The 25,274-nt window shown below is 44.4% G+C and carries 18 protein-coding genes; 10 read left to right on the top strand and 8 right to left on the bottom strand.

The window, feature by feature from the left end:
- Positions 1-68 precede the first annotated feature (68 nt).
- On the top strand, positions 69-5,294 hold the full coding sequence (locus V202x_RS09035) for a PVC-type heme-binding CxxCH protein (protein WP_145173285.1): 5,226 nt from the start codon (positions 69-71) through the stop codon (positions 5,292-5,294).
- Between the two features lie 21 nt (positions 5,295-5,315).
- Here V202x_RS09035 and V202x_RS09030 read toward each other — a convergent pair whose 3' ends face one another.
- Both V202x_RS09030 and V202x_RS09025 read right to left on the bottom strand, forming a co-directional pair.
- A complete protein-coding gene (locus V202x_RS09030) occupies positions 5,316-5,819 on the bottom strand; it encodes a DinB family protein (protein WP_145173282.1) in 504 nt (167 codons plus the stop codon).
- A gap of 14 nt (positions 5,820-5,833) precedes the next feature.
- Positions 5,834-6,670: a sugar phosphate isomerase/epimerase family protein gene (locus tag V202x_RS09025; RefSeq protein WP_145173279.1), complete on the bottom strand. Its 837-nt coding sequence runs from the start codon at positions 6,668-6,670 to the stop codon at positions 5,834-5,836.
- Positions 6,671-6,818: 148 nt separating this feature from the next.
- Here V202x_RS09025 and V202x_RS09020 point away from each other — a divergent pair, with 148 nt between their 5' ends.
- Positions 6,819-8,588 carry a tetratricopeptide repeat protein gene (locus V202x_RS09020; RefSeq protein WP_145173276.1) on the top strand — a complete coding sequence of 590 codons (1,770 nt, stop codon included), beginning with the start codon at positions 6,819-6,821 and terminating at the stop codon, positions 8,586-8,588.
- A 374-nt stretch (positions 8,589-8,962) separates the two neighbouring features.
- Complete coding sequence (locus V202x_RS09015) at positions 8,963-9,478, top strand: hypothetical protein (RefSeq protein ID WP_145173273.1); 516 nt, start codon at positions 8,963-8,965, stop codon at positions 9,476-9,478.
- Positions 9,479-9,488: 10 nt separating this feature from the next.
- Here V202x_RS09015 and V202x_RS09010 read toward each other — a convergent pair whose 3' ends face one another.
- A complete protein-coding gene (locus V202x_RS09010) occupies positions 9,489-10,334 on the bottom strand; it encodes a SirB1 family protein (RefSeq protein WP_145173270.1) in 846 nt (281 codons plus the stop codon).
- 440 nt (positions 10,335-10,774) lie between these two features.
- Between V202x_RS09010 and tyrS the strand changes: the two genes are divergently transcribed.
- The 3 genes from tyrS (at position 10,775) to V202x_RS08995 (ending at position 14,629) form a co-directional block, all read left to right on the top strand.
- On the top strand, positions 10,775-11,998 hold the full coding sequence (gene tyrS, locus V202x_RS09005) for a tyrosine--tRNA ligase (RefSeq protein WP_145173267.1): 1,224 nt from the start codon (positions 10,775-10,777) through the stop codon (positions 11,996-11,998).
- A 190-nt stretch (positions 11,999-12,188) separates the two neighbouring features.
- A complete protein-coding gene (locus V202x_RS09000; RefSeq protein ID WP_145173263.1) occupies positions 12,189-13,271 on the top strand; it encodes a Gfo/Idh/MocA family protein in 1,083 nt (360 codons plus the stop codon).
- Between the two features lie 179 nt (positions 13,272-13,450).
- Positions 13,451-14,629, top strand: a complete 1,179-nt coding sequence (locus V202x_RS08995) for a TlpA family protein disulfide reductase (RefSeq protein WP_145173260.1) — start codon at positions 13,451-13,453, stop codon at positions 14,627-14,629.
- A 16-nt stretch (positions 14,630-14,645) separates the two neighbouring features.
- Here the strand turns inward: V202x_RS08995 and V202x_RS08990 are convergent, their stop codons facing one another.
- Positions 14,646-15,296, bottom strand: coding sequence for a CPBP family intramembrane glutamic endopeptidase (locus V202x_RS08990; RefSeq protein ID WP_145173257.1), 651 nt, complete (start codon positions 15,294-15,296; stop codon positions 14,646-14,648).
- Between the two features lie 274 nt (positions 15,297-15,570).
- Here V202x_RS08990 and V202x_RS08985 point away from each other — a divergent pair, with 274 nt between their 5' ends.
- Genes V202x_RS08985 through V202x_RS08970 form a run of 4 tightly spaced genes read left to right on the top strand, consistent with a single transcriptional unit; the run spans position 15,571 to position 20,463 of the window.
- Positions 15,571-16,620: a rod shape-determining protein gene (locus V202x_RS08985; RefSeq protein WP_144989430.1), complete on the top strand. Its 1,050-nt coding sequence runs from the start codon at positions 15,571-15,573 to the stop codon at positions 16,618-16,620.
- 18 nt (positions 16,621-16,638) lie between these two features.
- Positions 16,639-17,604 carry a rod shape-determining protein MreC gene (locus V202x_RS08980; RefSeq protein ID WP_145173254.1) on the top strand — a complete coding sequence of 322 codons (966 nt, stop codon included), beginning with the start codon at positions 16,639-16,641 and terminating at the stop codon, positions 17,602-17,604.
- Between the two features lie 15 nt (positions 17,605-17,619).
- Positions 17,620-18,159 (top strand): rod shape-determining protein MreD, encoded by a 540-nt coding sequence (locus tag V202x_RS08975; RefSeq protein ID WP_197993304.1) that lies wholly within the window; start codon positions 17,620-17,622, stop codon positions 18,157-18,159.
- A 54-nt stretch (positions 18,160-18,213) separates the two neighbouring features.
- Positions 18,214-20,463, top strand: a complete 2,250-nt coding sequence (locus V202x_RS08970; RefSeq protein WP_145173248.1) for a peptidoglycan D,D-transpeptidase FtsI family protein — start codon at positions 18,214-18,216, stop codon at positions 20,461-20,463.
- Positions 20,464-20,474: 11 nt separating this feature from the next.
- Here the strand turns inward: V202x_RS08970 and V202x_RS08965 are convergent, their stop codons facing one another.
- The 4 genes from V202x_RS08965 to V202x_RS08950 form a co-directional block, all read right to left on the bottom strand.
- Positions 20,475-22,148 (bottom strand): alkaline phosphatase, encoded by a 1,674-nt coding sequence (locus V202x_RS08965; protein WP_145173245.1) that lies wholly within the window; start codon positions 22,146-22,148, stop codon positions 20,475-20,477.
- Positions 22,149-22,439: 291 nt separating this feature from the next.
- Positions 22,440-22,859 carry a hypothetical protein gene (locus tag V202x_RS08960; RefSeq protein WP_145173242.1) on the bottom strand — a complete coding sequence of 140 codons (420 nt, stop codon included), beginning with the start codon at positions 22,857-22,859 and terminating at the stop codon, positions 22,440-22,442.
- 101 nt (positions 22,860-22,960) lie between these two features.
- Positions 22,961-23,878, bottom strand: a complete 918-nt coding sequence (locus V202x_RS08955) for a DUF1559 domain-containing protein (RefSeq protein ID WP_145180483.1) — start codon at positions 23,876-23,878, stop codon at positions 22,961-22,963.
- A gap of 857 nt (positions 23,879-24,735) precedes the next feature.
- Positions 24,736-25,197, bottom strand: coding sequence for a carboxypeptidase regulatory-like domain-containing protein (locus V202x_RS08950; RefSeq protein ID WP_145173239.1), 462 nt, complete (start codon positions 25,195-25,197; stop codon positions 24,736-24,738).
- Between the last annotated feature and the right edge of the window lie 77 nt (positions 25,198-25,274).

Raw genomic sequence — 25,274 nt, 5'->3', positions numbered from 1 at the left:
AACTGAATTACGATTTTTAAATCAATATTATATCGTCGAAATAAAACCGATTTCCGAGGGAAAAGATTATGGCTCGAAACTCCCTGTTTTTGATACTTGTGATGTTGGCATCTCCACTCCTGGCTGCTGAAGATTTCACGATTCATCAGTTTGAGCGTTTACAATTGGGGAAAGATTTCTATGCAGAGGGTGCCACTTTCGGTGATATCAATGGTGATGGTCATCAGGATCTGATTTCGGGGCCGTATTGGTATCAAGGTCCTGATTTCAAAACGAAGCACGAATATTACCCGGTAAAAGAATGGAATATCAAAGGGTATTCGGACAATTTTTTCGCTTTTGTACACGACGTCAATAAAGACAACTGGCTGGATATTGTGATTATCGGTTTTCCTGGTAAGGAAGCGTTCTGGTATGCCAATCCACAGAACAAACCCGGACACTGGAAAAAATATTTAGCACATCCAGCCGTCGATAATGAATCACCGACCTATATTGACATCACCGGTGATGGCGAACCAGAGTTGGTCTTTCATACAGGAGGGCAGCTAGGTTTTGCGGGGCCAGGGAAAGATCCGACACAACCCTGGCAATTTCATGCCATCTCTCCCAACTTGAAATACGGTCGATTTACTCACGGTTTGGGTGTAGGAGATGTCAACAGTGATGGAAAGCTGGACATCCTTGAAAAAAATGGTTGGTGGGAACAACCGGCTGATGTCAGTAAACCTGGATTTTGGACACGTCATTCTTTCAGATTTACAGGTCCGGGAGGCGCCCAGATGTATGTCTACGATGTAGACGGGGACGGGGACCAGGATGTCATTACCAGTAAAGCTGCACACGCTTATGGCTTATCCTGGTTTGAGAATGTGAAACAGAACGGGGAAATCACATTTGTTGAACATCAAATCATGGGCAGCAGACCCGAAGAGAATAAATATGGTGTGGTCTTCTCTCAGTTACACGCTGTTGCACTGGAAGATATGGATGGCGATGGCATTAAAGATATCATCACAGGTAAACGCTATTGGGCGCATCAGGGGCATGACCCCGGTGCCAGACAACCGTCTGTGAATTACTGGTTCAAAACCGTACGCACAAAAAAAGGTGTTGATTTTCTGCCTTATCAAATCAACGATCAATCGGGGGTAGGGACACAGGTTGTGGTTGGTGATGTAACAGGGGATAAGCTACCTGATGTGGTGGTTGGTAATAAGTCTGGAATATACCTTCTCGTTCACAAAAAGGTGAAGGTGGGGAAGGAAGCCTGGAACAAGGCACAGCCGAAACCGTATGTCCCCAAAAAAGTTTCCTTGAAAAATGAACTGAAGCCAGGTGAGTTTTTTGCGACGAATGCTAAAGGCAAACGTGTCAATGTCGACTTTGAATCAGGGAATCTGAAAGACTGGACTTCCGAGGGTGAAGCTTTTCAACGGCAACCTGCAAAGGGAGACACAGTCTATTCTCGTCGTAATGACATGCGGAGTAATCATCAGGGGCAGTTCTGGGTGGGAACATATGAGTTTCTGGGAGACAAGCCTGTCGGAACGTTAACGTCGGCGTCAATTAAAGTAACTCAACCTTTCGCTTCGTTTTACGTGGGTGGTGGTGCGCATGAATCTACGCGTGTCGAAATTGTGGATCAAGCAACGAATAAAGTGATCGCTAAAGCCAGCGGACGCAACCATGAGCGAATGCATCAGCAACTTGTCGATCTTTCCAAATACCAAGGCAAAGAAATTTTGATTCGCCTTGTCGATCAACACCGTGGTGGCTGGGGGCATATAAACTTCGATCACTTTCGTTTTCATGATAAGAAGCCAGCAGCGTTAACTGCGATCAATAGTAGTGCTCCCCCTAAAAAACATGCACAAAAATACGATGGCTTGCCCGGGGCCAAGGCAGCGGAAGTAATGATAGTACCAGAAGGGTTTTCGGTTTCATTGATTGCCGCCGAGCCTGATGTGCAACAACCGATTGCGATGACCATCGATGATCGTGGACGTTTATGGGTCGCCGAATCCTATGCTTATCCCAGCAAACAACCTGAGGGTAAGGGGAAAGATCGGATTTTAATTTTTGAAGATAAGGACGCAGATGGAAAATTTGAATCTCGCAAAATTTTCAAGGATAAATTGAATCTGGTCAGTGGGATGGAAGTCGGTTTTGGAGGTGTGTGGGTAGGGCAGGCTCCGTATCTCTTATTCATTCCCGATAAAAACGGTGATGATGTACCAGACGCCGAACCTCAGGTTTTACTGGATGGTTGGCACTATGAAGATACACATGAAACATTAAATTCATTTATCTGGGGACCCGATGGCTGGCTCTATGGTTGTCATGGTGTGTTTACACACTCTCGCGTTGGCAAACCAGGAACACCCGACAAAGATCGTCAACCGATTAACGCTGGCATCTGGCGCTATCATCCGACACGGCACGAATTTGAAGTTTTTGCACACGGTACCAGCAATCCCTGGGGGGTTGACTTTAATGATCAGGGACAATGTTTTTTGACTTGCTGCGTGATTCCTCACCTGTTTCATATCGTACAAAATGCACGCTATCGCAGGCAAGCCGGACGACATTTTAATAATTATACCTACAATGATATTAAAACTATCGCTAAACACCGGCACTGGACCGGCGGCCAATGGAATCAGTCTGATCGAGTTGCATCGGATTTAGTAGGGGGGGGACATGCTCATGCAGGAGCGATGATTTACTTAGGTGGAAGTTGGCCGAAAAAGTACCGTAACCAATTGTTTATGAATAACATTCACGGTGCCCGACTCAACCAGGATGTCCTGACTCGGTCTGGGTCGGGCTATACCGGAAATTATGCCCCTGATTTTTTGCTCGCCAATGATCGCTCCTCACAGATTCTCTACCTGCGATACGGGCCAGACGGGCAGGTTTATTTTATTGACTGGTATGATACAAACCAATGTCACCATCGCGAATTTCAGAAGCATGATCGTTCCAACGGACGAATCTTTCGTGTTGCGTATCAGAATGCCAAACCAGTCAAGGTTGATCTGCAAAAATTATCCAGCGACGAATTGGTTAAACTGCAATTGCACAAAAATGACTGGTATGTGAGACAATCTCGTAGAATTCTACAAGAGCGAGGTCCAGACCCAGAAGTTCACGCGCAACTGGCGGAGATCGCGTATAAACATGAAGACGTGACTCGACGTTTACGTGGGTTGTGGGCGTTGCATGTCACAGGAGGTCTCTCGGAATCAAAAATCATGCAAGCTCTGAATGACCCGAGTGAATTTATGAGGGGTTGGGCAATACAGCTGGCACTTGAAATAGGAATCCCTTCTGCGAAACTACTGTCAAAGTTGGCTGAATTAGCGGTTCAAGATCCTTCGCCTGTCGTGCGATTGTATTTGGGGTCAGCCGCGAATCGGTTACCCCTGGATCAACGCTGGGAGATTCTTGCTGGCCTCGTCAGCCATGCAGAAGATCAAAGCGATCATAACCTTCCGTTACTTTACTGGTATGCGGTCGAACCTCTGGCCACCCATAACATGCACCGCTCGTTTGAACTGGCGAAAAAATCTAATATTCCGTTGATCGAATCGTATATATTACGTCGTATTGCTGACATCGGTAGTGAGGAAGCGGTTGCCTTTTTAGTGCAACAACTGGGGCAGGCAAAGACAGCAGAACGTCAAAAAGTTTTCCTGGATTCAATCAATAAAGCACTGCGTGGGCGTCGTAAATTTCCGATGCCCGAGCCTTGGACTTTCGTGGGGAAGAAGTTAATTACCAGCAAGGATCCGACGGTAAAATCTCAAACATTGGCTCTGGCAGTCACTTTTGGTGACCCTCAGGCAATGCAAACGTTGCGCGAGATTCTCGTTGACCGGAAACATGAAATGTCGGGTAGAAAATCTGCGATGTCTTCCTTGTTGGGCGTACAGGATCCTAAATTGGTTCCGATTTTGATCACGTTACTCGACGAAAAAAACTTACGCCGCGAAGCGATACGAGGTTTAGCAGAATATGCCGACGGAGAAATCGCTCCAGCGATTTTGAGACGTTATTCTCAGTTTGATCCGAATGAAAAACGAGACGCCCTCAACACGCTGGCGAGCCGAGCTGATTACGCGCATCAATTAATGGCTGCGGTTGAAGCAAAACAGATTCCTTCCAAAGACCTCTCGGCTGAAATTGTACGTCAGCTGGGTAACTTGAAAGATAAAAGTCTCAATAAAAGAATCGGCAAGGTCTGGGGAATTGTCCGTGAGACGGCGGCAGATAAGAAGAAATTGATCGCCAGTTATAAAAATATGCTTTCTCGAAGTCGACCTAAAACGGACTTACATTTGGGAAGAGCAGTATTTGCGAAGACCTGTCAGCAATGTCATAAGCTATTTGGAACGGGAGCAATCATTGGTCCAGAGTTAACAGGTTCCAATCGTGCAAATTTGGATTACCTTTTGTCAAATGTGATTGATCCCAGTGCTGTCATGGCGAAGGACTACCAGCCTGTCGTGATTGTAACTGAGTCCGGACGAATCGTGACCGGGATCATTAAGAAAGAAAATAAGAATGCAGTGACTGTGGCAACAGCCAATGAAACAGTCATCATCCCTCGCGATGAAATTGATGAGATGAGCCTGAGTGATAAATCGATGATGCCTGACAACTTATGGAAGCAATTGAATAGCCATGAAATTCGATCATTGGTTGCTTATCTGGCCAGTTCAAAACAGGTTCCCATGAAAGCGACGAATGACAATTTGAAATTGTTTTTCAATGGGCAGGATCTAACAGGTTGGACTGGTAATAGCCAACTCTGGTCTGTTGAGAATGGTGAAATTGTGGGACGTTCACCGGGGATCAAGCGGAATGAGTTCCTGGTGAGTGATTTACTCGTGGGTGACTTTGAGCTGAAAGCCAAAGTCAAACTATCGCCTGATGCAGGCAACAGCGGAATTCAATTTCGCAGTTCTCTTCAACCTAATGGTCATGTGAAAGGATATCAGGCAGATATCGGTAAAGGTTGGTGGGGCAAACTATATGAAGAACATGGCCGTGGCCTCTTGTTTAAAGAGTCCGGCGAGGAATTTGTTCGTGAGAATGAATGGAACGAGTATCGAATCGTGGCCGTTGGTTCGCAAGTTCAGACCTATATCAACGGAAATCTATGCACAGATTTAAATGATACCAAAGGAGCAAAATCAGGAATCATCGCCTTTCAGATTCACTCTGGTGGGCCAATGGAAGTGCGCTTTAAAGATCTTGAATTGCGCTTGGGGCCTGTTGCCGATTAAACAATTGTGTTCCCGAACGCATTAAATCACACTGGAATTCCAGCCTGTGGACACCCATTTTGTATTTATATCAATTCGGCGTAAGTAGGCACTGAGTTGTCCGGTATGATGTTGAATATGCCGAATATTATAGATGTGTAATTCACCACGCGTGATTGGTAACCAATCAAAACCAGATTCTTTTTTGAGTGAGATCTCCGTTTCTTCTGCAACCGTATCAAGTGCTTTCTTTCGACATGTCTTCAGGTAGTTAGAAACGATCTCTTGTGTTAAAGGATAATCCAATTTTGGCTTGAATGGATCTTCATCTTGTTCATTGTGAAAATCACGGAGTTGAAAAGAAGCTTCGTCTGGTGAAAGATAAAGATCGACGAAACACAATGTATGATAGGCAACATAGCCAAACTCCATATTAACATTTTTTTCGTGCCAATGATTTTGTGGGCAGTAGTGAATACAATCCCCCAGCATACAGAGTGATGCTTCAAATTGATCTGAGATGATTTTCTTTAAATATTCAATCATGTTGCCATAACCTTTCAATCAAAGAATCCGCACTCTTTCAAATATTGTATACTTTGTTTTACACGCTTATGGTGTTCTTCCAGTGTGGGATCATCTTCACCTTCGATTCCTTCGATTTCCAGGCTGTAAGGGCCTTCGAAGTTCTGATCTTCCAAGAGAAAACGGATTTTAAGAAAGTCCACGCCACCAGCTTCGCCAAGGGTGGTAAAATGCCAATCCTTATATTTACAGTAAGAGTCTTTCAGATGAACGTGCTTCACGAATGGAATGACCTCGCGTAATTCTTCCACAACGTTAGCATGCTCGTTGTAATAATTAATATTGCCTGTGTCGAAGTTGAGTCTTAGCTGTGGGTGATTTAGATCAGTCATCGTACGCAACATTCCGGCCGCATTGACGCAAATACCAGGATGTGTTTCAAAACAATAGGTAATTCCTCTTTCAGCTGCGTAGTCTCCGATGTCCTGCAAGTGTTGATAGAGGGTCTTTCTTTGTGATTCGTCTTCGATTTCACCTGCTCCCCCCACAACCAGACTTACTTCTAATTGGTGTACGAGATCAAGCTTTTGTTTTGTGATCACAACAATTTCAGGGTCAAGCGGGTTTCCACTCGTAATATTACAACTGGAGAGCTGTACCCGATGTTGTTTCAGGAGGTCTTTGACTCGGTCTATATCACTCTGTACTGAGCCATTTGTTAAGATCGGAGTTTCTTTAAAGAACGAAGGGACACCATGATTTTTGATATTGAGTTCCAGGTGTTCGAGACCGGCATCGCGAATATGTTCCATCGCGGCGATAGGGCCAAAGCGACCATATGAGTTTGTCAGGCAAGAGACAAGAGCGGCCATCCATTTTACTTTCTATGTCAAGGATCCACGAACCGTTATTGCAGTACTGCTAACAGGATGTTACTTTGAGCCAGCGACAAATTCAAAGCCAACTGGCGAAAGCTTTTGATCTGAGCTTCCTCATTAGGAAAATGGAAGAGTGTGATACATGGTTGAGACACAGGAACAGCTGAAAACGGCGTTATCGCTCCATCAAGCAGGGGATTTGGATCAAGCAGAGCAAATCTATCAGAGTATTCTTGAATCGGACGCCCGGCAGTGGGAGGCGCTGTATTATCTGGGGACACTACAACTGCAGCGAGGTGATTTGGACCGGAGTATTGAAAATTTTCTTAAGGTGGTTCAATTACAACCCGAAATGCCAGATGTGCATAATAACCTCGGGGTCGCATACCATGCAGCCGGCAAATGGGATGAAGCGGGCCAATCGTTTGAGCAAGCAATTCGGATTCATCCTCATTATGAGCGTGCTTATTTCAACCTGGGTTCATTACTGGAAAGTCGTGGGTTGTTGGAAGAGGCAGCAAAGTGTTATAGAAAATCATATGAATTGAACAAAGAAAATTTGGAAACCTACGAGAAGTTGGCCGATGTTTTGAAGTTGACGGGAGAGCAAAAACAGGCTGAGAGTATTTATCGGGAGCTGTTGGAAAAGACTCCAGCCAATTTTAATGTCGCAATGAAACTGGCTTACGTGCTTGTCTTACAACGCCAGTTCTCAGAAGCCATTCAGTTGTATAAAACAATATTGCAATCGAATCCCGAGCATTATCAGATTTTGGTAAGTTTGAGTTATGTGTATGAGCAAATGGGCGATACGACTGCAGCGATTGAAACAGCGCAGCGTTCAATTCAAGCAGCACCCGATCAACCCGAAGGCTATAACAATTTGGGTAATGCCTTAAAGCTCAAACATGATATCGATGGAGCTTGTGAAAATTTCCAAAAAGCGTTGAGTTTGCGTCCTGAATTTCCAATGGCCGAATTCAATCTTGCAACAACACATATGTTGAATGGAGATTTAGCCGCAGGCTGGCGAGGTTACGAGCGGCGCACAGACATTGATCCAGCAGCTCAGCAGAATCATTCTGGTCCGTGTTGGCAGGGAGAACCTTTAGATGGAAAAACCATCTTTTTATGGTGCGAACAAGGGTTTGGTGACACACTGTTGTTTATCCGCTTTGCTATAGAACTAAGGAAACAGGGCGCAGCTAAAGTTTTGTTACTCTGTCAGACAGAATTAGCCGAATTGCTAAAAACTATTCCAGAGATTGATCAGGTTTTAATAGAAGGCGATGAGATACCCCAATACGACTATCAAAGTTCTTTATTGAGCGTACCTCACTATCTGGCAACCAGTTTGGAAACGATACCTACTGAGATACCGTTTTTTGTGCCCGCACTGGAAAGGAAAGAACACTGGCGAAATATGCTGTCAGGTATAGATGGAAAGAAAGTTGGCTTAAACTGGAGTGGCAATACTAATTTTCCCAAGAATGAATTTCGGTCTGTTGCCTTAGAGACCTTAATGCCTCTTGGTGAAGTAGAGGGTGTGAAACTCGTTAGCCTGCAGCAGGTAAATGGATTGGAACAGATCCAGCCCTTAAAATCGTCAGAAAATTTGTGGCAACCGGGAGCCGAATATCAGGCGGAGATGGGATCTTTTATGGAAGCGGCGGCCTTGATTCAGAATCTGGATTTGGTGATTACCAGTGATACAGCTTTGGCTCATCTTGCAGGATCTCTCGGAGTTCCCGTTTGGATCTTGATTTCACCACTTCCTGAATGGCGCTGGTTTTTGAACCGAACTGACAGCCCCTGGTATCCGACAGCCCGTTTGTTTCGACAAATTCACCTGGGAGAATGGGAACCAGTCATTAACGAAATGAAATCAGAGCTGGAACGGCAATTCCAGTAGGTTTGACTCAATTTTTTTCTCAGAATTATTAAATGAGGGCAAAGCCTCTCTTTGTTTTCAAAATGTACTTTAATGGCGATAAGCTATTGCTTTTTATGAGCATGAGCCTCCTTTTCTATTGTCGCAGTTTTACCGACTATACAGTCTAAAGTGATTATTTCTGGATTGGCTGATTTTGAATTCGTTTCTGAATTCAGAAAAATTTGACGCGGAAGACCTTTCGAACTAGATTACCAATATCTCTCTCCCTGAACTCTCCCTTCGACGGCATTTCCCGAGCAAGTGCTTTCCGGCAAAAATACTGAAATCTGACTCCGTGAATTACTAATCAATGTGTCTGTTGTCAGTTGTGTTACTTTGATAAGAGCTAAAATATGGGTCAAATAGTGGAAGAGTACGAGAGAGGGCCTCGCTTAGACGGTGCTTTGAATCTCGAAACTCCAGATTTTAAGTTCGACAAAAAAGGGATTTTTCTGCGCGAAACAAAACAGTTTCCGTGTTTGCGTCAAATTCCTGAATTATGCAAGCTTGCTGAAGCAGTTGTCGCCAGTTGGTACCTTGAACCGACATTGACCAGTAGCCGTGCCTGGCATCGGATTTCATTCGAGCGGCCGATTGGACTGGCATTTGTTGATGAGAAAACAAAGCAACTGGAAAGTGAACTGCAGACGGTTGAGGGCAGAAATCTATCTATCGAGGGTATTTCATTTGCACATTCTGAGCCGATTTATTCGCGCGAAGTTGCGATTGCACTCGACTTAGAAAAGCCGACGTTGGAATTTCTCGTCACACGTCTGGCATGGAGCCGTTTTTCGGAAGCGCAATTATTCCAGAGTGGTGGTAAATTTATTCGACAGGTTGAAGTCGATAAGTCTCATTTCGAACTTTGAACGACGGATGTCAGTTCCATTGTGCGAGTTCAGAGTGTGCTTTTTGCAGCATCAATTTGATAGAATTCCACTCAGATTCAGGACAGCTTTTGAGGCAGCTTTCGAGTAACTCGATTGATAGGCTTAGTTGTTTTATTTTAAAGCTGTAAGCTGCCAGGTCTTTTTTATGTGCATTTGAAAGAGGGCTTAGTGCAAATAGCCTGCGTTGTACATTCCATGCTTTCTGATAATCCTGCTGTTCTTCATGAATTCGTTTGAGGTTCATGAGCATACGAATGATAATCTCTCGGTGGGTGGCTGGTTTTAAAAGTCTGCTTAGTTCCTTCTTGGAAAGATCTGTTAATTCTGCCAGCCGGATCAGGCATTCCTCCTCATTATAAACGGCACCTTTCAAATAAGGGTCAATGAAGAGTGGTCCCGCCTGTGTTTCATATCGCAGTATGAATTGCATTGGGGCGGCGACTCCCTGGATCTCAATACCCAGTTCTTTGCCGACAGCCATATAGATTAAAGACAGAGAAATTGGGAGCCCTTGTTTATTTTCAATAACATGATTTAGGTAACTTCCTTCTGCTCGATGATAGCAGATGTTATTTCCCATTAACCCGTGTTCTTTGGCGAGGCATTCCACAACAGCTTGGATGAGAGATCGATCGTCCTCAGCCAGTGCAACTCGGCTGGAAAGCTCGCTGGCCCGTTGTCGAATCCAAGTATGAACCGAATCAAACACCAAGTCAGGTTGGTCATCACGGGCTATTTCGAGAGCCGCAGTTGTGAGGTCGATATAATTATCGTGGTGCAGGAGTTTTGAAAATTCTTGATCCTGCTTGAATTCAAATAAATCGGAAGTGTCCATTAAGGGCAGGCTTTGTTTTGGAGAGATCGTATACTGGTCGTTATGTAATATGGAGATAGAGGGATTGCACGTATTCTATTTTTGAATCGAGTTTTGCAAAAGAGCAAGAAGCGATTAAATTCTCTGTACAGGTGAAAACTTCGAGTTTTTTGCAAGTCAAATAAGCTCGAATCAATCATGAATTCCTATAATTTGATTAACTCACGCGCAGAGCGAGTGAGCGCAAATAGACTAAAATCGATGTTTATTAATGAGATTTCGAGACTCACTAACACGAATGAAACCAAATATTATCTCAGCAGACATCAATTGGTTAAATCGTATCAAATAACAGGCTGTCAATCAGCGAGTTCGATTGACGCTAGTAGTGTGAGTCGACAAAATGGGCGAGACCTTATTTGTCAGATTTACTTCTTTGAGATGAGAGTTTGGTACGTTTCATGCAATTTTTGCCTGTTGAAGAGCAATTGGCTGTAATCCGTCGCGGTGTCGAAAAGATTGTCCCTGAGCAGGAACTGGCGGAAAAACTGAAATGGAGTCGAGAAACAGGTACTCCGTTACGCGTCAAATATGGGATTGATCCCACAGGCATTGACCTACATCTGGGGCACACTGTTCCGATGCGGAAGATGCGACAATTTCAGGAATTGGGACATCAAGCCGTCATAATTATCGGTAATTATACTGCTCTGGTAGGAGACCCCAGCGGCAGGGACGAAACACGGGCACGTCTGACAACCGAACAGGTAGAAGCGAATGCGATTGATTACCTGAATCAGGTGGGCAAAGTAATTGATCTGGAACATGCAGAAGTCGTTCGGAATGGCGACTGGTTCAGTAAAATGAGCTTTGCGGAAATTTTGGAACTCTGTAGTAAAGTCACAGTGGCCCAGTTACTGACCCGAGATGATTTTTCGAAGCGGTATCGTGAAGAAGCAGCGATTTATCTGCATGAGTGTCTTTATCCTATTATGCAGGCCTGGGATTCCGTTGAGATCAAAGCAGACATTGAATTAGGCGGAACCGAACAGCTTTACTCCTTTATGTTAGCACGTGATTTGCAAAAAGATCAGGGATTGCATCAGCAGGTCAGTGTGATGTCGCCGATTCTAGTGGGTACGGATGGCGTTCGTCGAATGGGAAAAAGTCTGGGGAACTATATTGGGATTAGTGAATCTCCCTACGACATGATGAAAAAGTTCATGCAACTTTCTGATGACAGTATGCAGATGTTTTTTGAATTGCTGACCGATTTTCCTTTGGATGAAGTGACCTCGATCTTGCAAGGTCATCCCAAAGAAGCCAAAGTACGCTTGGCGAAAACGATTATCACCGAATACCACAGTGCTTCTGCAGCTGACGAAGCAGCCGAACGCTGGCAACGTGAAATCGGATCAGGAGGTTTACCATCTGAAATTCCTGTTGTGAAAGTATCAAAATCGGAACTCAATGAAGATGCCACTTTACCTGCAGCGAATTTACTGAAGCAGGTTGGATTATGTGCCTCTACCAGTGATGCCCGGCGGTCGATTCAACAGGGTGGGGCCAAAATGGGGGAAGAGAAGTCGAAAATCGAAACCCATGATCAGGCGATTCGTGTGGAATCGGGTTTGTTGCTCTGGGTGGGCAAGAAGCGATTCTGTCAGATTGAATTAGTCGAGTAAAAAACAATTGATGTGGAACGGGCTTGGTTTTTTAACAATCAAAAGAAAAAATTCCGCGCTCATTGCAATCATCGTTAATACTTCGTAAAACGTGGTCTTAGCCGCTTGAAACGGCAGTACTGTCCGCCAGCTTCAGAGTTTCTTCTGGCGAAAACTCCACCTTTTGAATGAACTACAGGAAATAACAGTTATGGCAACAGGTTTTGGAATTGTCGGCTGTGGCATGATTTCGAACTTTCATGCAATGGCTCTCGCAGAAATTCGGGGAGTTAAACTAGTCGCCTGCTTTGATCGGTTTGCGGGATCGGCTGATAAGTTTGCGGAAGCGAATGGTTGCACGGCCTATCATGATTTGGACGAAATGCTGGCAGATCCGAAAGTGGATGTTGTCACGATTTGCACTCCCAGTGGTGCGCATATGGATCCGGCAGTAGCCGCCGCGAAGGCGGGCAAGCATGTTGTGGTCGAAAAGCCCTTGGAAATTACCCTCAAACGATGTGATGCGATCATCAATGCCTGTAAGAAGAATAAAGTTCAGCTTGCAACCATTATGCCATCTCGCTTCGGAGCCGCTAATCAGGAACTAAAAAAAGCGATTGAGAAGGGACGCTTTGGAAAACTAACATTAGGCGATACTTATGTGAAATGGTGGCGCACTCAGGAATACTATGACAGCGGCGGATGGCGTGGGACCTGGCAATTGGATGGGGGCGGTGCCTATATGAATCAGGCGATCCATAATGTTGACCTCTTGTATTGGTTCATGGGGGAAGTTGCTGACGTGAATGGAATGACCGGAACATTGGCCCATAAACGGATCGAAGTGGAAGATACAGGAGTCGCCACAATCCGGTTCAAAAACGGGGCACTGGGGGTCATCGAAGCGACGACCAGCGTTTATCCAGGTCTGCTCAAGAAAACAGAAATCTCCGGTACAGAGGGGACTGTGATTATTGAACAGGATGATGTCCTGCATTGGGAATTTGCGAAAAAGAATGCCCGTGATCAAAAAATTCGTACGGAACTCGCTAAGAAAAGTGGAAATACAGGCGGCGCAAGTGACCCTTCTGCTATTTCCTATGCGGGCCATATGGAACAGTTGAAGGACTTTATCAAATCGATCAAGACCGGAAAAAAACCATTGGTTGATGGTAACGATGGTCGTAAGAGTGTGGAAATCATTCTGGCCATCTATCAATCTTCATGGACTGGTAAGCAGGTTTCCCTGCCACTCAAGAGAGATCCCAAAATTCCAAATCAGAAGAAGAAATAAAATTTCAAGATATTCGACTTAATAAACAGGGCAATCCATTTAGGATTGCCCTGTTTTTTTATGAGCTAATTTTTCAATGATTTATTTGCAAAAACTTTTGTTTAATAAACAAAAGTTTGCGATTGTCCCTTTCTAAAGTGTGATTTCTGTTAGCAACTTGATGATTAGTGGAGAATTGTATGCGGTTAGTATTACAAGTGATATTGTTTGCGTCTTTGTTGCTTTCGTTGAATGTCGTTCAAGCGGACGATGCAAACAAGAAGACACCGTCAGAAAAAAAGCCATTTCTGACAGTATGTCTAATTGATTTGCAAGGCAAGCCTGTCGTGGGTGCACAAACAGGAATGATTGCTCTTATCAATGGATATGATGAAGAGAATGGTGCTAACTGGAGTTTCGGGCATTTCGGACTCAAGTCAGATTCCAATGGCCTCATTCATTTTCGTGATCCTGACAAATATCGTGGCTTGGTATTTGCGCGTCATGCTGGAAGACGCCTTGTTGCTGTGAAACGCACGGATCTCTTAAAAGAAAAAGAGGATCCACTTTTGCTAACGATGTATCCCGAATGCCATGTCACTTGGCAGATCAAGAGTAAGCAGCTTAATCAGATAGGAAAAAAAATCGGTCTAATTCGGGGACTCAGCGGTTCTCAGAATATATCCTGCCAATGGTGTAACGATATGGGCTCAAAACTTCATTTTTTTCTACCACCGGGCGAGTTCACATTGGTTAGTTCAGGAGAGTATATTAGTCCGGTAGAAAAGAAGATCGTCATCAAAGAGGGGCAAAAAGAATTTAATGCAGGGGTAACCAACGCCGATGCCAAGAAATGGATTCTACTTGAAGGCAAGCCTGCACCGAAAATTACCGATGTTCGTGAATGGAAAAATGGGCCCCCTGTCAAAATTTCCCAGTTTCGTGGGAAAGTCGTCATTTTAGAGTTCTGGGGCTGGTGGTGTAGCCCTTGTGTTCTTACTGGTATTCCTTCAATCTTCCAGCTCCAAGATGAGTTTTCAACTGAGGACCTGGTGATCGTTGGCATCCACACACCATATAGCGAGAAGGATGAAGTGACTTCGGTGAAAGAATTGGATAAGAAATTAAATCAAGTGCAAAAGAACATGTGGAAAGGGAAAACGATTGATTTTCCAGTAGCACTCACACAATATCGAAAGTTACCTTATCTTGCTGGCGGAGAGCCGGTTGCAAATTCAAAGATGTGCGTCGACTATGGTATCGATGGTTTTCCAAGTTCAATTGTCATTGATCGAAAAGGCAACGTTGTGGGTAAATTCCGTCTGAGAGTAAAAGCAGATCGCGACAAATTGAGGCAACTGATTAAGGAAAAAAAGTAGCTCACTCTAAAATGAACTAGGCTTCCGACTGATCGGTCGTGACTTGCTGACGGTAAATACGGATGATGTATAAGAAACACAGGAAATCATAAATCGTGTGTGTCACAATTGGGATCAGTAGATTCTGTGGAGAAAAAGTGACGAGCAGCAGACTTAAATAAACGCCCATCAAAGTTGCGATAATGACATACAGCCGCGTGACCGAATGCACGATACCAAATAGCACATTCGTAAAAATGATCGCGACTACAACTCCATATTGAGTCGCCCATGCTTGTAAGACTCCGCGAAACAACATCTCTTCTCCCAGGCCGATGAAGATTGAGAGAATGAACAACTCTAAAATCGAGCCCTTTTCTATGCGTGGACCCAACTCGTCAAGCAGAAATTGCTTGATTTGTTGAAACGCTTTAATCTGAACGCGACAAGCAAACAGAAAAAACAGAAACAGAGGCAAGGCTCCCAGAATGCCAATTACTAGATCAGGCCAACTCCAGTTAAGATACTGAATGGGACTCACGCCTAGCAACCAGCCTAATGCGAATGCAATCAGGATAAATCCAATGGAAAAGAGAGAACCTCCCAGGATGAAGAATTGTTGTTCTTGCACAAAGGTTTCTTCTAATTCTTCTTCGTCATCCGAATTAAACATGGGAAATTTGTTCACTCTCTATTCCTGAAATATGACTGATTATATCAAGGCGATCTCTGGAGCCAAACCAATAACTTGCATCCTAAGTTGCTCGGTCTTCCTGTTTTATTGTTTTTTTACTCGATCCTAACTGCATCTTGCAGAAAATCACCATCTCGAATACATTTTCCCAATCTTAACAGGATGTTCTATGAATAGTAGGCTTCTCTTTTACTGACGAGAGAGAGTGCCAATTGTTTGCTATTTTCCGATCGTTTTATTCTTTTTTTGAAGAAGCGGTAGTGCAAGGATGCTGCACCGTTTACGTCAATGGCTCTGTCCTGATCTGGCGATAGATCTGGGAACCGCAAATACCATTGTGGCTATCCAGGGTGAGGGGATTGCGCTTGATGAACCTTCGGTTGTCGCGCTGCATAAGGGAAGCCGTAAAATTCTGGGAAAAGGAACAGCGGTTGGCAAATTGGCCAAACAAATGCTGGGCCGCACGCCAGATAGTATTATTGCAGTCCGTCCTCTCAAAGAAGGAGTGATCACAGACTTTGAACTCTGTGAGTCGATGTTGCGCTATTTCATCCACAAGGCCCGTCACCATTCGCGCGGACTGCGACCACGGGTTGTGATTGCTGTACCCGGGAGCATCACACCAGTCGAGAAACGAGCTGTATTTAACAGTGCAGAGCGCGCTGGAGCAGGCCGTGTGTATCTGATCGAAGAATCAAAGGCGGCTGGGATTGGTGCGGGGTTACCGATTTCAGAACCGATGGCGAGTATGGTTTGCGACATTGGGGGAGGGACCAGTGAAGTCGCTATTATGAGTTTGGGGGATACGGTAGTCAGTAATTCTGTACGTATTGGCGGTGATAGATGCGATGAAGCAATTGTGGAATATATGAAGCAGCACTTTTCACTGCGTATTGGAGTTCAGACGGCAGAAGATCTCAAAATGGAATTAGGCAGTGCATATCCTTTGGAACAGGAATTGACAGGAGAAGTCAAAGGCCTGGATACGATTAGTAGTATTCCCCGCAAAGCCATAGTGACTAGCGAAGAACTCCGCGATGCATTGCATGGACCTCTCGAAGCAATTTTAAACTGTTGCAAGCAAACGATCGAACAGTGCAAGCCAGAGCTTGTAGCGGATCTCGCAGACAATGGGATGGTTTTAACGGGAGGTGGCGCATTGTTGCGAGGGCTCGAATATTATATGAGCGAACAACTGGGAATTCCGGTACGCATAGATGAAGATCCGCTTCGTACGGTGGCACGGGGAACTGCAATTTGTCTGGAGCATCTGGGGCAATGGAGGCATGCTTTCGACAATGGTGAAGGCGATTTTTAAGGGACGGGCTTAAGTGCAATGAAACGTGAGACGCGTTCATCGGAGATTAAACTCGTTTTGTTTGCGATTTTGACAAGCGTGTGTCTTTATGTAATTCCGACTGACTATTCAGATCGTGTATTCAATTTAATTCGCGATGCCGCCAAACCAGGATTAGTGCTGGTCCAACAGTTCAAAGGATGGCAGCATCAATCAGATCAGAAACTTCAACAGCAGTCGCTCGTAAAAAAACTTGAAGCAGAATTATCTGAAAAAGCTTTCGAAATCAGACGTCTCGAATTACATGCGCTGCAGTTATCTGACCAGCTGCAAACATTAAAACAAACGGGCGTTTCCTCTTATCAGGCACAGTCTGAAGAAGATCTACTCATACCTGATCTAGTTGAAGCACAATTACTTGGTGAGTCAGCTATCGCATTATTGAAAGAAGGTCGATTACTCAATCAGGGACGGGAGCAGGGGGTCACTGAATCGTCTTTTGTGTTGCAGTCTGATTTACCGTTGATTGATCTGGGAGAGAAGCAGGGAATCAAAATGGGCTATTCACTATATGCCGGGCAGGCTGTGATCGGAAAAATTAGTGAGGTAGGGCACTGGACTAGCAGCTTTATTCCCATTGCTTCAGTTAAATATCGAGGGTCGGCGCGAATCGCTCGAAAGACAAAGGACGGTTTACAGTTGGGAACAGATGGGATTTTAGTGGGAATCGGTGAAGGGAAGTGTCAGTTGTTACAGATACCTCCCACGGAATCAATTCAGGTGGGACAAGAAGTTTACACGGGGGAAGTTGACCGTGAACTCCCACTGAGCATGCAATCGACTTTAAGACAGCCCATGTATTACGGTCGCGTGATTGAAGCTGAACTTCCCAGAGGCGCCCCTTATTGGAAGATCATCGTAAAGCCTGTTGTCGAACTTTCTGAGATCAAGCAAGTTAATGTACTGAGACAGATTATTAATCCTCGGCGAATGCTGACAAATTGAGTGAGGAAGAGTGTTGTGAAATTTTTCTGTTTATTATTGCTTTGCTATCTCTTTTTGATCGTCCAGATTAGTTTTGTGCCTGATGCAATTGTGGCAGATAGCCGACCTAACCTTATTCTGCTTATATTATGTTTCGGATTGTTTTGGCATCGTGATACAAAAATTTTCCTTTGGGCCATCATTATAGGACTCATCTGTGAAACCTTCGATTCTTCAATTCCTGGCATGGGGATTCTACTTTTGACCTGCTTGAGCTGGATCGCGTATCGCATTCAAACTCATTTTGAAATTCGTTCGCTGTTGAGCCGCTTTATCTTGATAGCGGTAACAGCTTTCCTCTTCGATGGTTTCTTTCAAGTCCTGAATCAATGGGATGCTAAAGTGTTATCTGACTTGAGTACATTGGCTCAACAATCAGCCGGCAATGCCTTGTATACGGCTGTGGTGGGCGCTGGTTTGCTGATGGCGTTTAACACGATTTGGAGACTCATCCCTGTTGGCCTGCAGCAGAATTTGGGAAACAAAACGGTTTATAATTCCCGATTTACACATTGAATCAACTTCAGGATGGTCATTTACCACTCATAACATAAACGAAGTACTGTCGTCATGCTAAACCAGCCTGGTATTGATCACCTGAATTCAGAAACTGATGCTATGGGGCATTCGTTTCAGGTAGATCGTATGCCCGGTGTGCGTGTTTTCTTGTTGGGATTAATGTTGATGATCCCTTTGCTGGCAGTCAGTGGACGCTTACTCTTTATTCAATATATGAATGCAGAGTACTTTTATTCTCAGTTTGGTCGGACAACAGAATCAATTGAACCGATTCCCAGTCGGGATGGACGTATTATCTCTGTCGATGGTCAAATACTGGCGATTGATGTGGAACGCTTTGACTTACAGGCACATTATCGTTGGCTTGAAGAACCACCGAATTCACGTTGGTTAAAGAAGCAGGCGTTAAAGTTGCTGGAACCAATAGATCGTCGAAATCAGGAAAAAGTAGAGGCGGCGAAACAGCAGATTTTAGCCCGTCGTCGGCGACTCTGGGAAGATTTAGCAGTCGTTGTGCGAATGAATCCTGATGAATTGAAAGTGCTATGTCGAAAAACGCAACAACGGGTCGAGACGATTATTGAGAATGTGAACCAGAGAGCTGCGAAAGTGCCGTCTGAAATTCAAATAGAAGAATCGTTTTCTGATTCAAAAGAGCCACGCAGTCAAAATCACTTATCAGCGGTCTGGGAGCTCTTGAAAGAAACGTTAACCAAACCTCCACGACGTCCTCAAAAAGAACGGATTGTAGTACGTGAAGAGCTTGACTATCACACGCTCAAATCAGACATTCCACGAGAAATTGCGTTAGCCATCTCGGCCCATCCAGAGCGGTTTCCTGGTATCAATATTGAAATCGCCACACTGAGAGAGTACCCAAAAAAGACCATTGCCCCTCATGAGATTGGAATTCGCCATCGCATTGATGATAAGATATTGGTAGCACGTAAACAGCGATTCCCTGAAGGCGATCCGCTTGATTATCGCGAAGGAGATCGTATTGGTAAAACAGGAATCGAACGGTCTTATGATCGTTATTTGCGCGGATTACGTGGTTTAAAACGCGTTGTTAAAGATCGTCAGGGTGAAATTGTTCGTACTGAAATTATTCGCGAGCCAAAATCGGGTGATGATGTTGTCCTTACGTTAAGTACTCAAATACAGGAACAGGTACAGCATCTGCTTGATCAAACCTTGCAGAGATTACAACAGAATGTGGATCAAACAGGAAGCCCACATCATGTCTCTGCCGGTGGTTGTGTTGTGGTATTAGATGTCCGAACGGGGGCGATTATTGCTATGGCTTCCGCACCGCGCTACGATCTGAATTTGTTATTAAATCCTTCCCCAGACGAGTGGCAGGCGGTACTTAATGATCCAAAACGCCCACTTTTTCCGCGGGCGACTCAGATGATGCTCCCTCCCGGATCGACATTTAAAACGTTAACCTCGATTGCGTTACTGGAGAGTGGTAAAGTTGACCCCGATGAATTTTTCAGTTGCCGAGGATATTTGGATCGACCTGATCGACATCGAGATTATATCTATCGTCATTTTGGAGTGGGGCACCACGACATTAATTTGACTCAAGCTCTAACTCAGTCCTGCAATGTTTACTTCTTTCAAGCAGCACGAAAAATAGGACCACAAACTATTTATCATTGGGCAGACCAACTGGGATTTGGCAAACCTACGGGGATTGATATTCCCGGTGAACGCGGTGGGCATTTACCGGATCCCAAACCATCAAATAAGAAAAAGAAATCTCCCTGGTATCCTGGAGATACGTTAGGAATTGCCATCGGTCAATCCCGTTTGACGGTCACCCCTTTACAGATTGCACGCCTAATGGCCGTTGTCGCCAATAATGGTGAACTGATCGTGCCGCATTTAGCACAAAGTATCGTTCCTTCCGCTGAATCTTCTACTACAAGACGCAAGATGATCTCGTATCCAAGACGTTATGTGAGTGGCATTCATCCCGGAACGTTACAGCGTGTGCGTGAAGGCCTGATCAATGTTGTTGCGCATCCTCAAGGAACTGGTTATAAAACCGTGCGGATGAAAGAGATTACTATTGCTGGCAAAACGGGGACCGCAGAGACCGGAGGTGGAAAAAATGATCACGCCTGGTTTGCTGGTTTTGTACCAGTAGAGCGACCGAAGTACGCATTTGCGGTTGTAATTGAGCATGGTGGTTCAGGAAGTAAAGTTGCTGGGCCTGTTGCCAAAACACTGATTCAATTGTTACTCAAGGCGGGCTTCTTGACTTCAACGCAAGTGAAGCTACAGGCGAACTGATTCTAACAGGATTACTTCGTTTTTTCTTTTGGTGGGATTAATGCCTGAGGTTGGTCGATATGTAAATAGTGGCCGTGATCTGCAGTGAGAATAATAACAGATTCGTCCCAGTTACTATTTTTTTCTACCCATTCAGTGATCACTTTGAATGCCGCATCACCACTCTTGACGGCTCCGATTGCGTTATCAAGATTATTATCGTGATTTGCCCAGTCGACGTCACCAGCTTCGACCATTAACCAAAACCCTTTTTTATTTTGACTCAAAACCTGGAGTGCTGATTCAGTCATCTCTGCCAAATTGGGATTCTCTTTCAGATCAGATTCAGAGTAAACTTCGGCTTCCTGCTTTCCTGGAGCAGGTTGAAAATTTCCATTTGCTGTCTGGTAGGGTAAGTGAGCCGAGTATTGACCTACCCCGTACACGCCCAACAGACGTGTCTTATTTTGGATGGCGTGTTTTGTCGCCTCTTTCAGTCCACAACTTCCTTTTTTATCAGAAGTACGTACGGCGACTGTATACTGTCCCCCATTTTCGATATCGGATTTTTTCAATGTTTCTTCGGTAATGTATTTCCAACCAGGTTCAAAATTCTTTCCTTGCGCTTTCTCATCAGAAGTTTTTGCAATGGTGCCAAAACCACCTCCCAGAACGACATCCATTCCAGGCAGAGGATGATCAGGGTGCGAAATAGAAGGCAGACCGACTAAGTCTCTGGCCAGATCCTGATAGTCATTGCGACTGACATTATGGGCATAGGCGGCTGCTGGAGTCGCATGAGTGATGGGTACACTCGTGACGATGCCGACCGAATATCCTTTTTGTTGAGTCATGTGGGCAATTGTCGGAACGCGAGCACCAGTGGGATCGACGTTTATGGCGTTGTTATATGATTTCAGGCCGGTTGTCATCGACATGGCAGTATTAGCAGAGTCTGGATAAGCGTGTTCGCCGTAATTGTTTTTCAAATTTCCAATCAGATACTTTTTGTCATTACCGGGTGTCCAGGGAGTAGGGCCTCCTTTGGCTGCATTGTAACCACCCCTGATTTTTCCTCCCGGATTCAAAACTGTTTGCTGATCCACATCCACATCCGTATTGGCATTATGGGGGGCTGTGACCATATAACCAAATTGAGATGTACCTGCTGCAGGATAGTCCTGAAAGTGAAAACCGGTACCACGCCCACAATGATAGTTGTCTTCACCTGAATAATAGAGGGCAGCCGCTTTTGTGGTCTGCCAGTCCATCCCATCAAAGATGAAGAGAATGATATTCTTCTTGCCAGCTTTGAGAGCCGCTAATTGCATTTCATAGAGATTTGTCTGATCCAGATAATCTGCTTCTGGATTCACGGTATTTGTTGGCAGGAAACCATAGATTTGTGCTAACGATTTTTCGTTACGATAAGGGCTATTCTGCCCGGTATAGGAACTTAGATTGAGTCCTTTGATATTTCCTTTTGTGCCAAAAGTATAAACCGGAATCAGACGTAATGAATGGTTGGACCATTGTGTGTAGTTTTCAGGTTCAAAGCCCCAATGCGCGACGGGACTTTTCTTCTTTTGAATCGCAGACGTCTGGATTTGCCTGATATGATCCTTGTCCGGGTCTTCTGCTGCGATCGATGTGACAAGTGCCAATAAGATCAGCCCTGACAGGCTGGAAGAAACAGCGAGCTTCATTTAATCCTCTGTAAATATAGTGAGAAGTAAAAACGGGAGGGATAGAAGAAAGTAGAATATTATTATAGCCTAAATTGGTCGGGCTTTGTAAATAGCCCAGACATGAAGCCTGCGTTAAGATTTGAAGATTAAGGTGGGGCTTTAAAACCAGTAACTTGAAAGCAGATCCAAGCGGTCGAGAAGAGTTGCAGCGCCATACCAATAATCGATGTATCTAGACGGATTGAGAGTACTGATTGAAATCTAATTTCAATCAGCAATAACTCGCATCACAAAAGCTCAAGTGTGGCTTTAATTCAATTTGAAATCGAACTTATTATTTCCACTGGCTTTTACATTGGCGGTGAGTCCAGACTTCTTTGGGTCTCCATAATCGACAGGAATCTCGGGTTTCGTTTTATCGCTTTTCGCTTCTTCTGTTCCAGGCATGGGAGTTTCTCCACCAGAAGTAATTGTGACCACATGTTGACCAGGAGTTGCTCCGATTACTTTTCCCGTTTTGAGTGCATATGCTCCTGATGCATCTGTTATGCCAATGGCAGAAGGACCTGATTCAGGCATAAACACGACAGAAGCTCCCGATATAGGCTTATCTTTCATAGTGATAATTCCGGTGACTTCGACTGTTTTGGGAGTATCATCTGGTGCTCCATTACAACTGGTACCTAATAAAATGATCGCAGAGAAAAGAAATAAGACATGATTTCGCATTTCAGCCCCTTTAAAAAATGCAACCTGTTAAATTGATCTAAACAGGTTGCATTCGATTGCATTGAATCGGAATTGATATCAAACCTTAGGAATATGGAAAGCTAAAAATCTCCAATTGTTTCACCACTTTGAATAGAAGCCAGTGCGCGATAAGTCCCGGTATCAATGTTTTCACTTATAAAACGGACAGCTCCATCTCCCATCAAAAAGTGTGCTCCCCCTTCATGGCGACTGGCGAATGAATAATTTCGTCCCCAGTCTCCCGCTGTAAAAGTATTATTAATATAGTGATTCAAAGGGACAGCACAGTTTGCCGTGGAGCCGTTGAACCACCACCACCAGTTGTGAGAGCATTCTCTCGGAAGGGCTTCTCCTACGAAAAAAGTGCCACTCATTCCATCGGTGACATCACGTACTCGAGTGATGTTGACTTTGGAACTACCATTCCGGCACATAAAACCGTTACCCCAGTCTAGTCCATTGGTATTTCCAGCATTGCGCCCAGTAGGGTCAGAATGCACAAACCCACCCCAGGCCCAGTTGTTTCCTGACACAGCTTTATAGCTGGTAACAGCCCTTTCATCTCCTACATTGGAACGCCCTGGTAAAATTCCACTTTCCACACCGGTATCGGTAGGACACAAAAACACTTTTAAAACCGTTCTGGAAACTTCGGTGTTATTAGGGTCAGAGAGAGGTAGTCCATGATTAATTCTGTTGTATACATTCGCCTGATCGACAAAGGGTAAAAGGTACGCTATCCAGCTCATTCCTCGTTGCGTATTGTTATAGCCACCATCGAGAGTGTGCTTGTAGCTCATGGGAAACACACTGTGTGTTTCATGATAGTTATGAAGCCCCAAACCAATCTGCTTCATGTTATTTTTACATGTACTTCTTCTGGCTGCCTCACGCGCTTGTTGTACGGCCGGGAGTAGCAGTGCTATGAGGATCGCAATTATGGCTATGACGACCAGCAACTCAATCAGCGTAAAAGCGCGCCTCGGTGAATGATTCATTCGCACGTTGTTTCTCCTTCAAAAAATAGAATAAAGAATAGAAGTGACAAAAATCTTATTTTTGAAATGTAAAATTGCTTGATTTACATACAGGCAGAATTTGGAGCTAAAAGCTTAAAACAAAGGGCTTTGAGTTCACTTGTGGTGCCTTTAGAATTCGAGTATGAAGTAGTTAGAGAAAAAACTATTAATACATTGGTTCATTAATATACATAGGTATTAATTTCGAGTCTACAACTGAAGCTCTATTCTGTCAATTGGTTCCATTAGTAAACTGCTTGCTTTGAGACTATGTATACTTTGTTAATTAAATCTTGCTTTTGAGTTTGTGATCACGGTATCAAGGAATAAGTTGCTCGACGAAGTTCTCTACTCTGAATACATGAGTGTTTACAGAGGGTTACTTAAGGGGCGGACAAAGCAGCCGAATTGAACGAAAAGTGATTTCGATATTACCTTGCCCGCAATCTCGTAAGCTCTTCCCAAGTCTTTGAGTGTGCGATATCTAGAGGGAGTGCACTCGAAACTTCTGGCAGACTTATATCGAGTAATTCTTTTGCAGCCTGGAACAAACGGATTTTCATTTGATGTTCGGCTTTTTGAATGCATAGGAAGGATTTAAGATTCGGGACGAATTAATCCATGATATTTACTTAGCCCCGATTTTAATAAAGTGGGGGAGTCAAGCCGGAATCCTCAATCAAGAGTAGCTTGCGAATGAGAGTGTCACGCGAAATACTGTGATTTGCATGAAAAATTGGTTGGCAAGATTTTATGCCCGTGAGCCCTTCCAAAACGATTCTTGGGGGGGTATCAACGGGCAGTTTACCAATGACACTTACATCGGACAAAAGTGACTATTTCATGTCCAAATCGAATGTGTTCTCGCCGGCTTTGACAGTGAAAGTCACTTCGCTCGTTTCGGGGTTTTGGTATTTCTTAGGAATTTCGGGCCACTCTTTTGCAGCGGGGGCTTCTCCTGTGATTGCTGCGTCTGCCTCGGCAGCAGTCATTTCAGTTGTTGGCGGCGTAACGCCAATTTGATAGTCACCTACTAAGATTGCATCACCACGTCTCATACGGAGTGAATATGTTCCATCAGCGGCAATAGCACTCGATGCAGTAATTCCCTTGTCTTTGTGGAGAAAGACAATAGATGTACCATCGGGTACAGGCTTTCCATTGGAAGTAACTTTTCCTTTTACAGTGCCTGTGTCTCCCTCGGGTAACCTGCTTCCACCGCTGCAGCCAGCAAAACTCAAGATCGCAAAAATGAGCGCGCTTATGATTATAGTAACGTGCCTTCGTTGATCCCTCATGAATAATTCGTGCATTTCTTCCCTTGTTTTCGATGTGATTCAAAGAGGTCTGAAAAAGAAATTTAAACAGATGAGAC

The sequence above is a fragment of the Gimesia aquarii genome (genome assembly GCF_007748175.1).
GTDB lineage: Bacteria > Planctomycetota > Planctomycetia > Planctomycetales > Planctomycetaceae > Gimesia > Gimesia aquarii_A.
This window is presented reverse-complemented; position numbering and strand designations above follow the sequence as displayed.

Bases quoted from the DNA above. Each gene is read 5' to 3' on its own strand.
- V202x_RS09035 (WP_145173285.1), top strand. From the start codon at position 69: ATGGCTCGAAACTCCCTGTTTTTGATACTTGTGATGTTGGCATCTCCA.
- V202x_RS09030 (WP_145173282.1), bottom strand. From the start codon at position 5,819: ATGATTGAATATTTAAAGAAAATCATCTCAGATCAATTTGAAGCATCA.
- V202x_RS09025 (WP_145173279.1), bottom strand. From the start codon at position 6,670: ATGGCCGCTCTTGTCTCTTGCCTGACAAACTCATATGGTCGCTTTGGC.
- V202x_RS09020 (WP_145173276.1), top strand. From the start codon at position 6,819: ATGGTTGAGACACAGGAACAGCTGAAAACGGCGTTATCGCTCCATCAA.
- V202x_RS09015 (WP_145173273.1), top strand. From the start codon at position 8,963: ATGGGTCAAATAGTGGAAGAGTACGAGAGAGGGCCTCGCTTAGACGGT.
- V202x_RS09010 (WP_145173270.1), bottom strand. From the start codon at position 10,334: ATGGACACTTCCGATTTATTTGAATTCAAGCAGGATCAAGAATTTTCA.
- tyrS (WP_145173267.1), top strand. From the start codon at position 10,775: ATGCAATTTTTGCCTGTTGAAGAGCAATTGGCTGTAATCCGTCGCGGT.
- V202x_RS09000 (WP_145173263.1), top strand. From the start codon at position 12,189: ATGGCAACAGGTTTTGGAATTGTCGGCTGTGGCATGATTTCGAACTTT.
- V202x_RS08995 (WP_145173260.1), top strand. From the start codon at position 13,451: ATGCGGTTAGTATTACAAGTGATATTGTTTGCGTCTTTGTTGCTTTCG.
- V202x_RS08985 (WP_144989430.1), top strand. From the start codon at position 15,571: ATGCTGCACCGTTTACGTCAATGGCTCTGTCCTGATCTGGCGATAGAT.
- V202x_RS08980 (WP_145173254.1), top strand. From the start codon at position 16,639: ATGAAACGTGAGACGCGTTCATCGGAGATTAAACTCGTTTTGTTTGCG.
- V202x_RS08970 (WP_145173248.1), top strand. From the start codon at position 18,214: ATGCTAAACCAGCCTGGTATTGATCACCTGAATTCAGAAACTGATGCT.
- V202x_RS08965 (WP_145173245.1), bottom strand. From the start codon at position 22,148: ATGAAGCTCGCTGTTTCTTCCAGCCTGTCAGGGCTGATCTTATTGGCA.
- V202x_RS08960 (WP_145173242.1), bottom strand. From the start codon at position 22,859: ATGCGAAATCATGTCTTATTTCTTTTCTCTGCGATCATTTTATTAGGT.
- V202x_RS08955 (WP_145180483.1), bottom strand. From the start codon at position 23,878: ATGAATCATTCACCGAGGCGCGCTTTTACGCTGATTGAGTTGCTGGTC.
- V202x_RS08950 (WP_145173239.1), bottom strand. From the start codon at position 25,197: ATGAGGGATCAACGAAGGCACGTTACTATAATCATAAGCGCGCTCATT.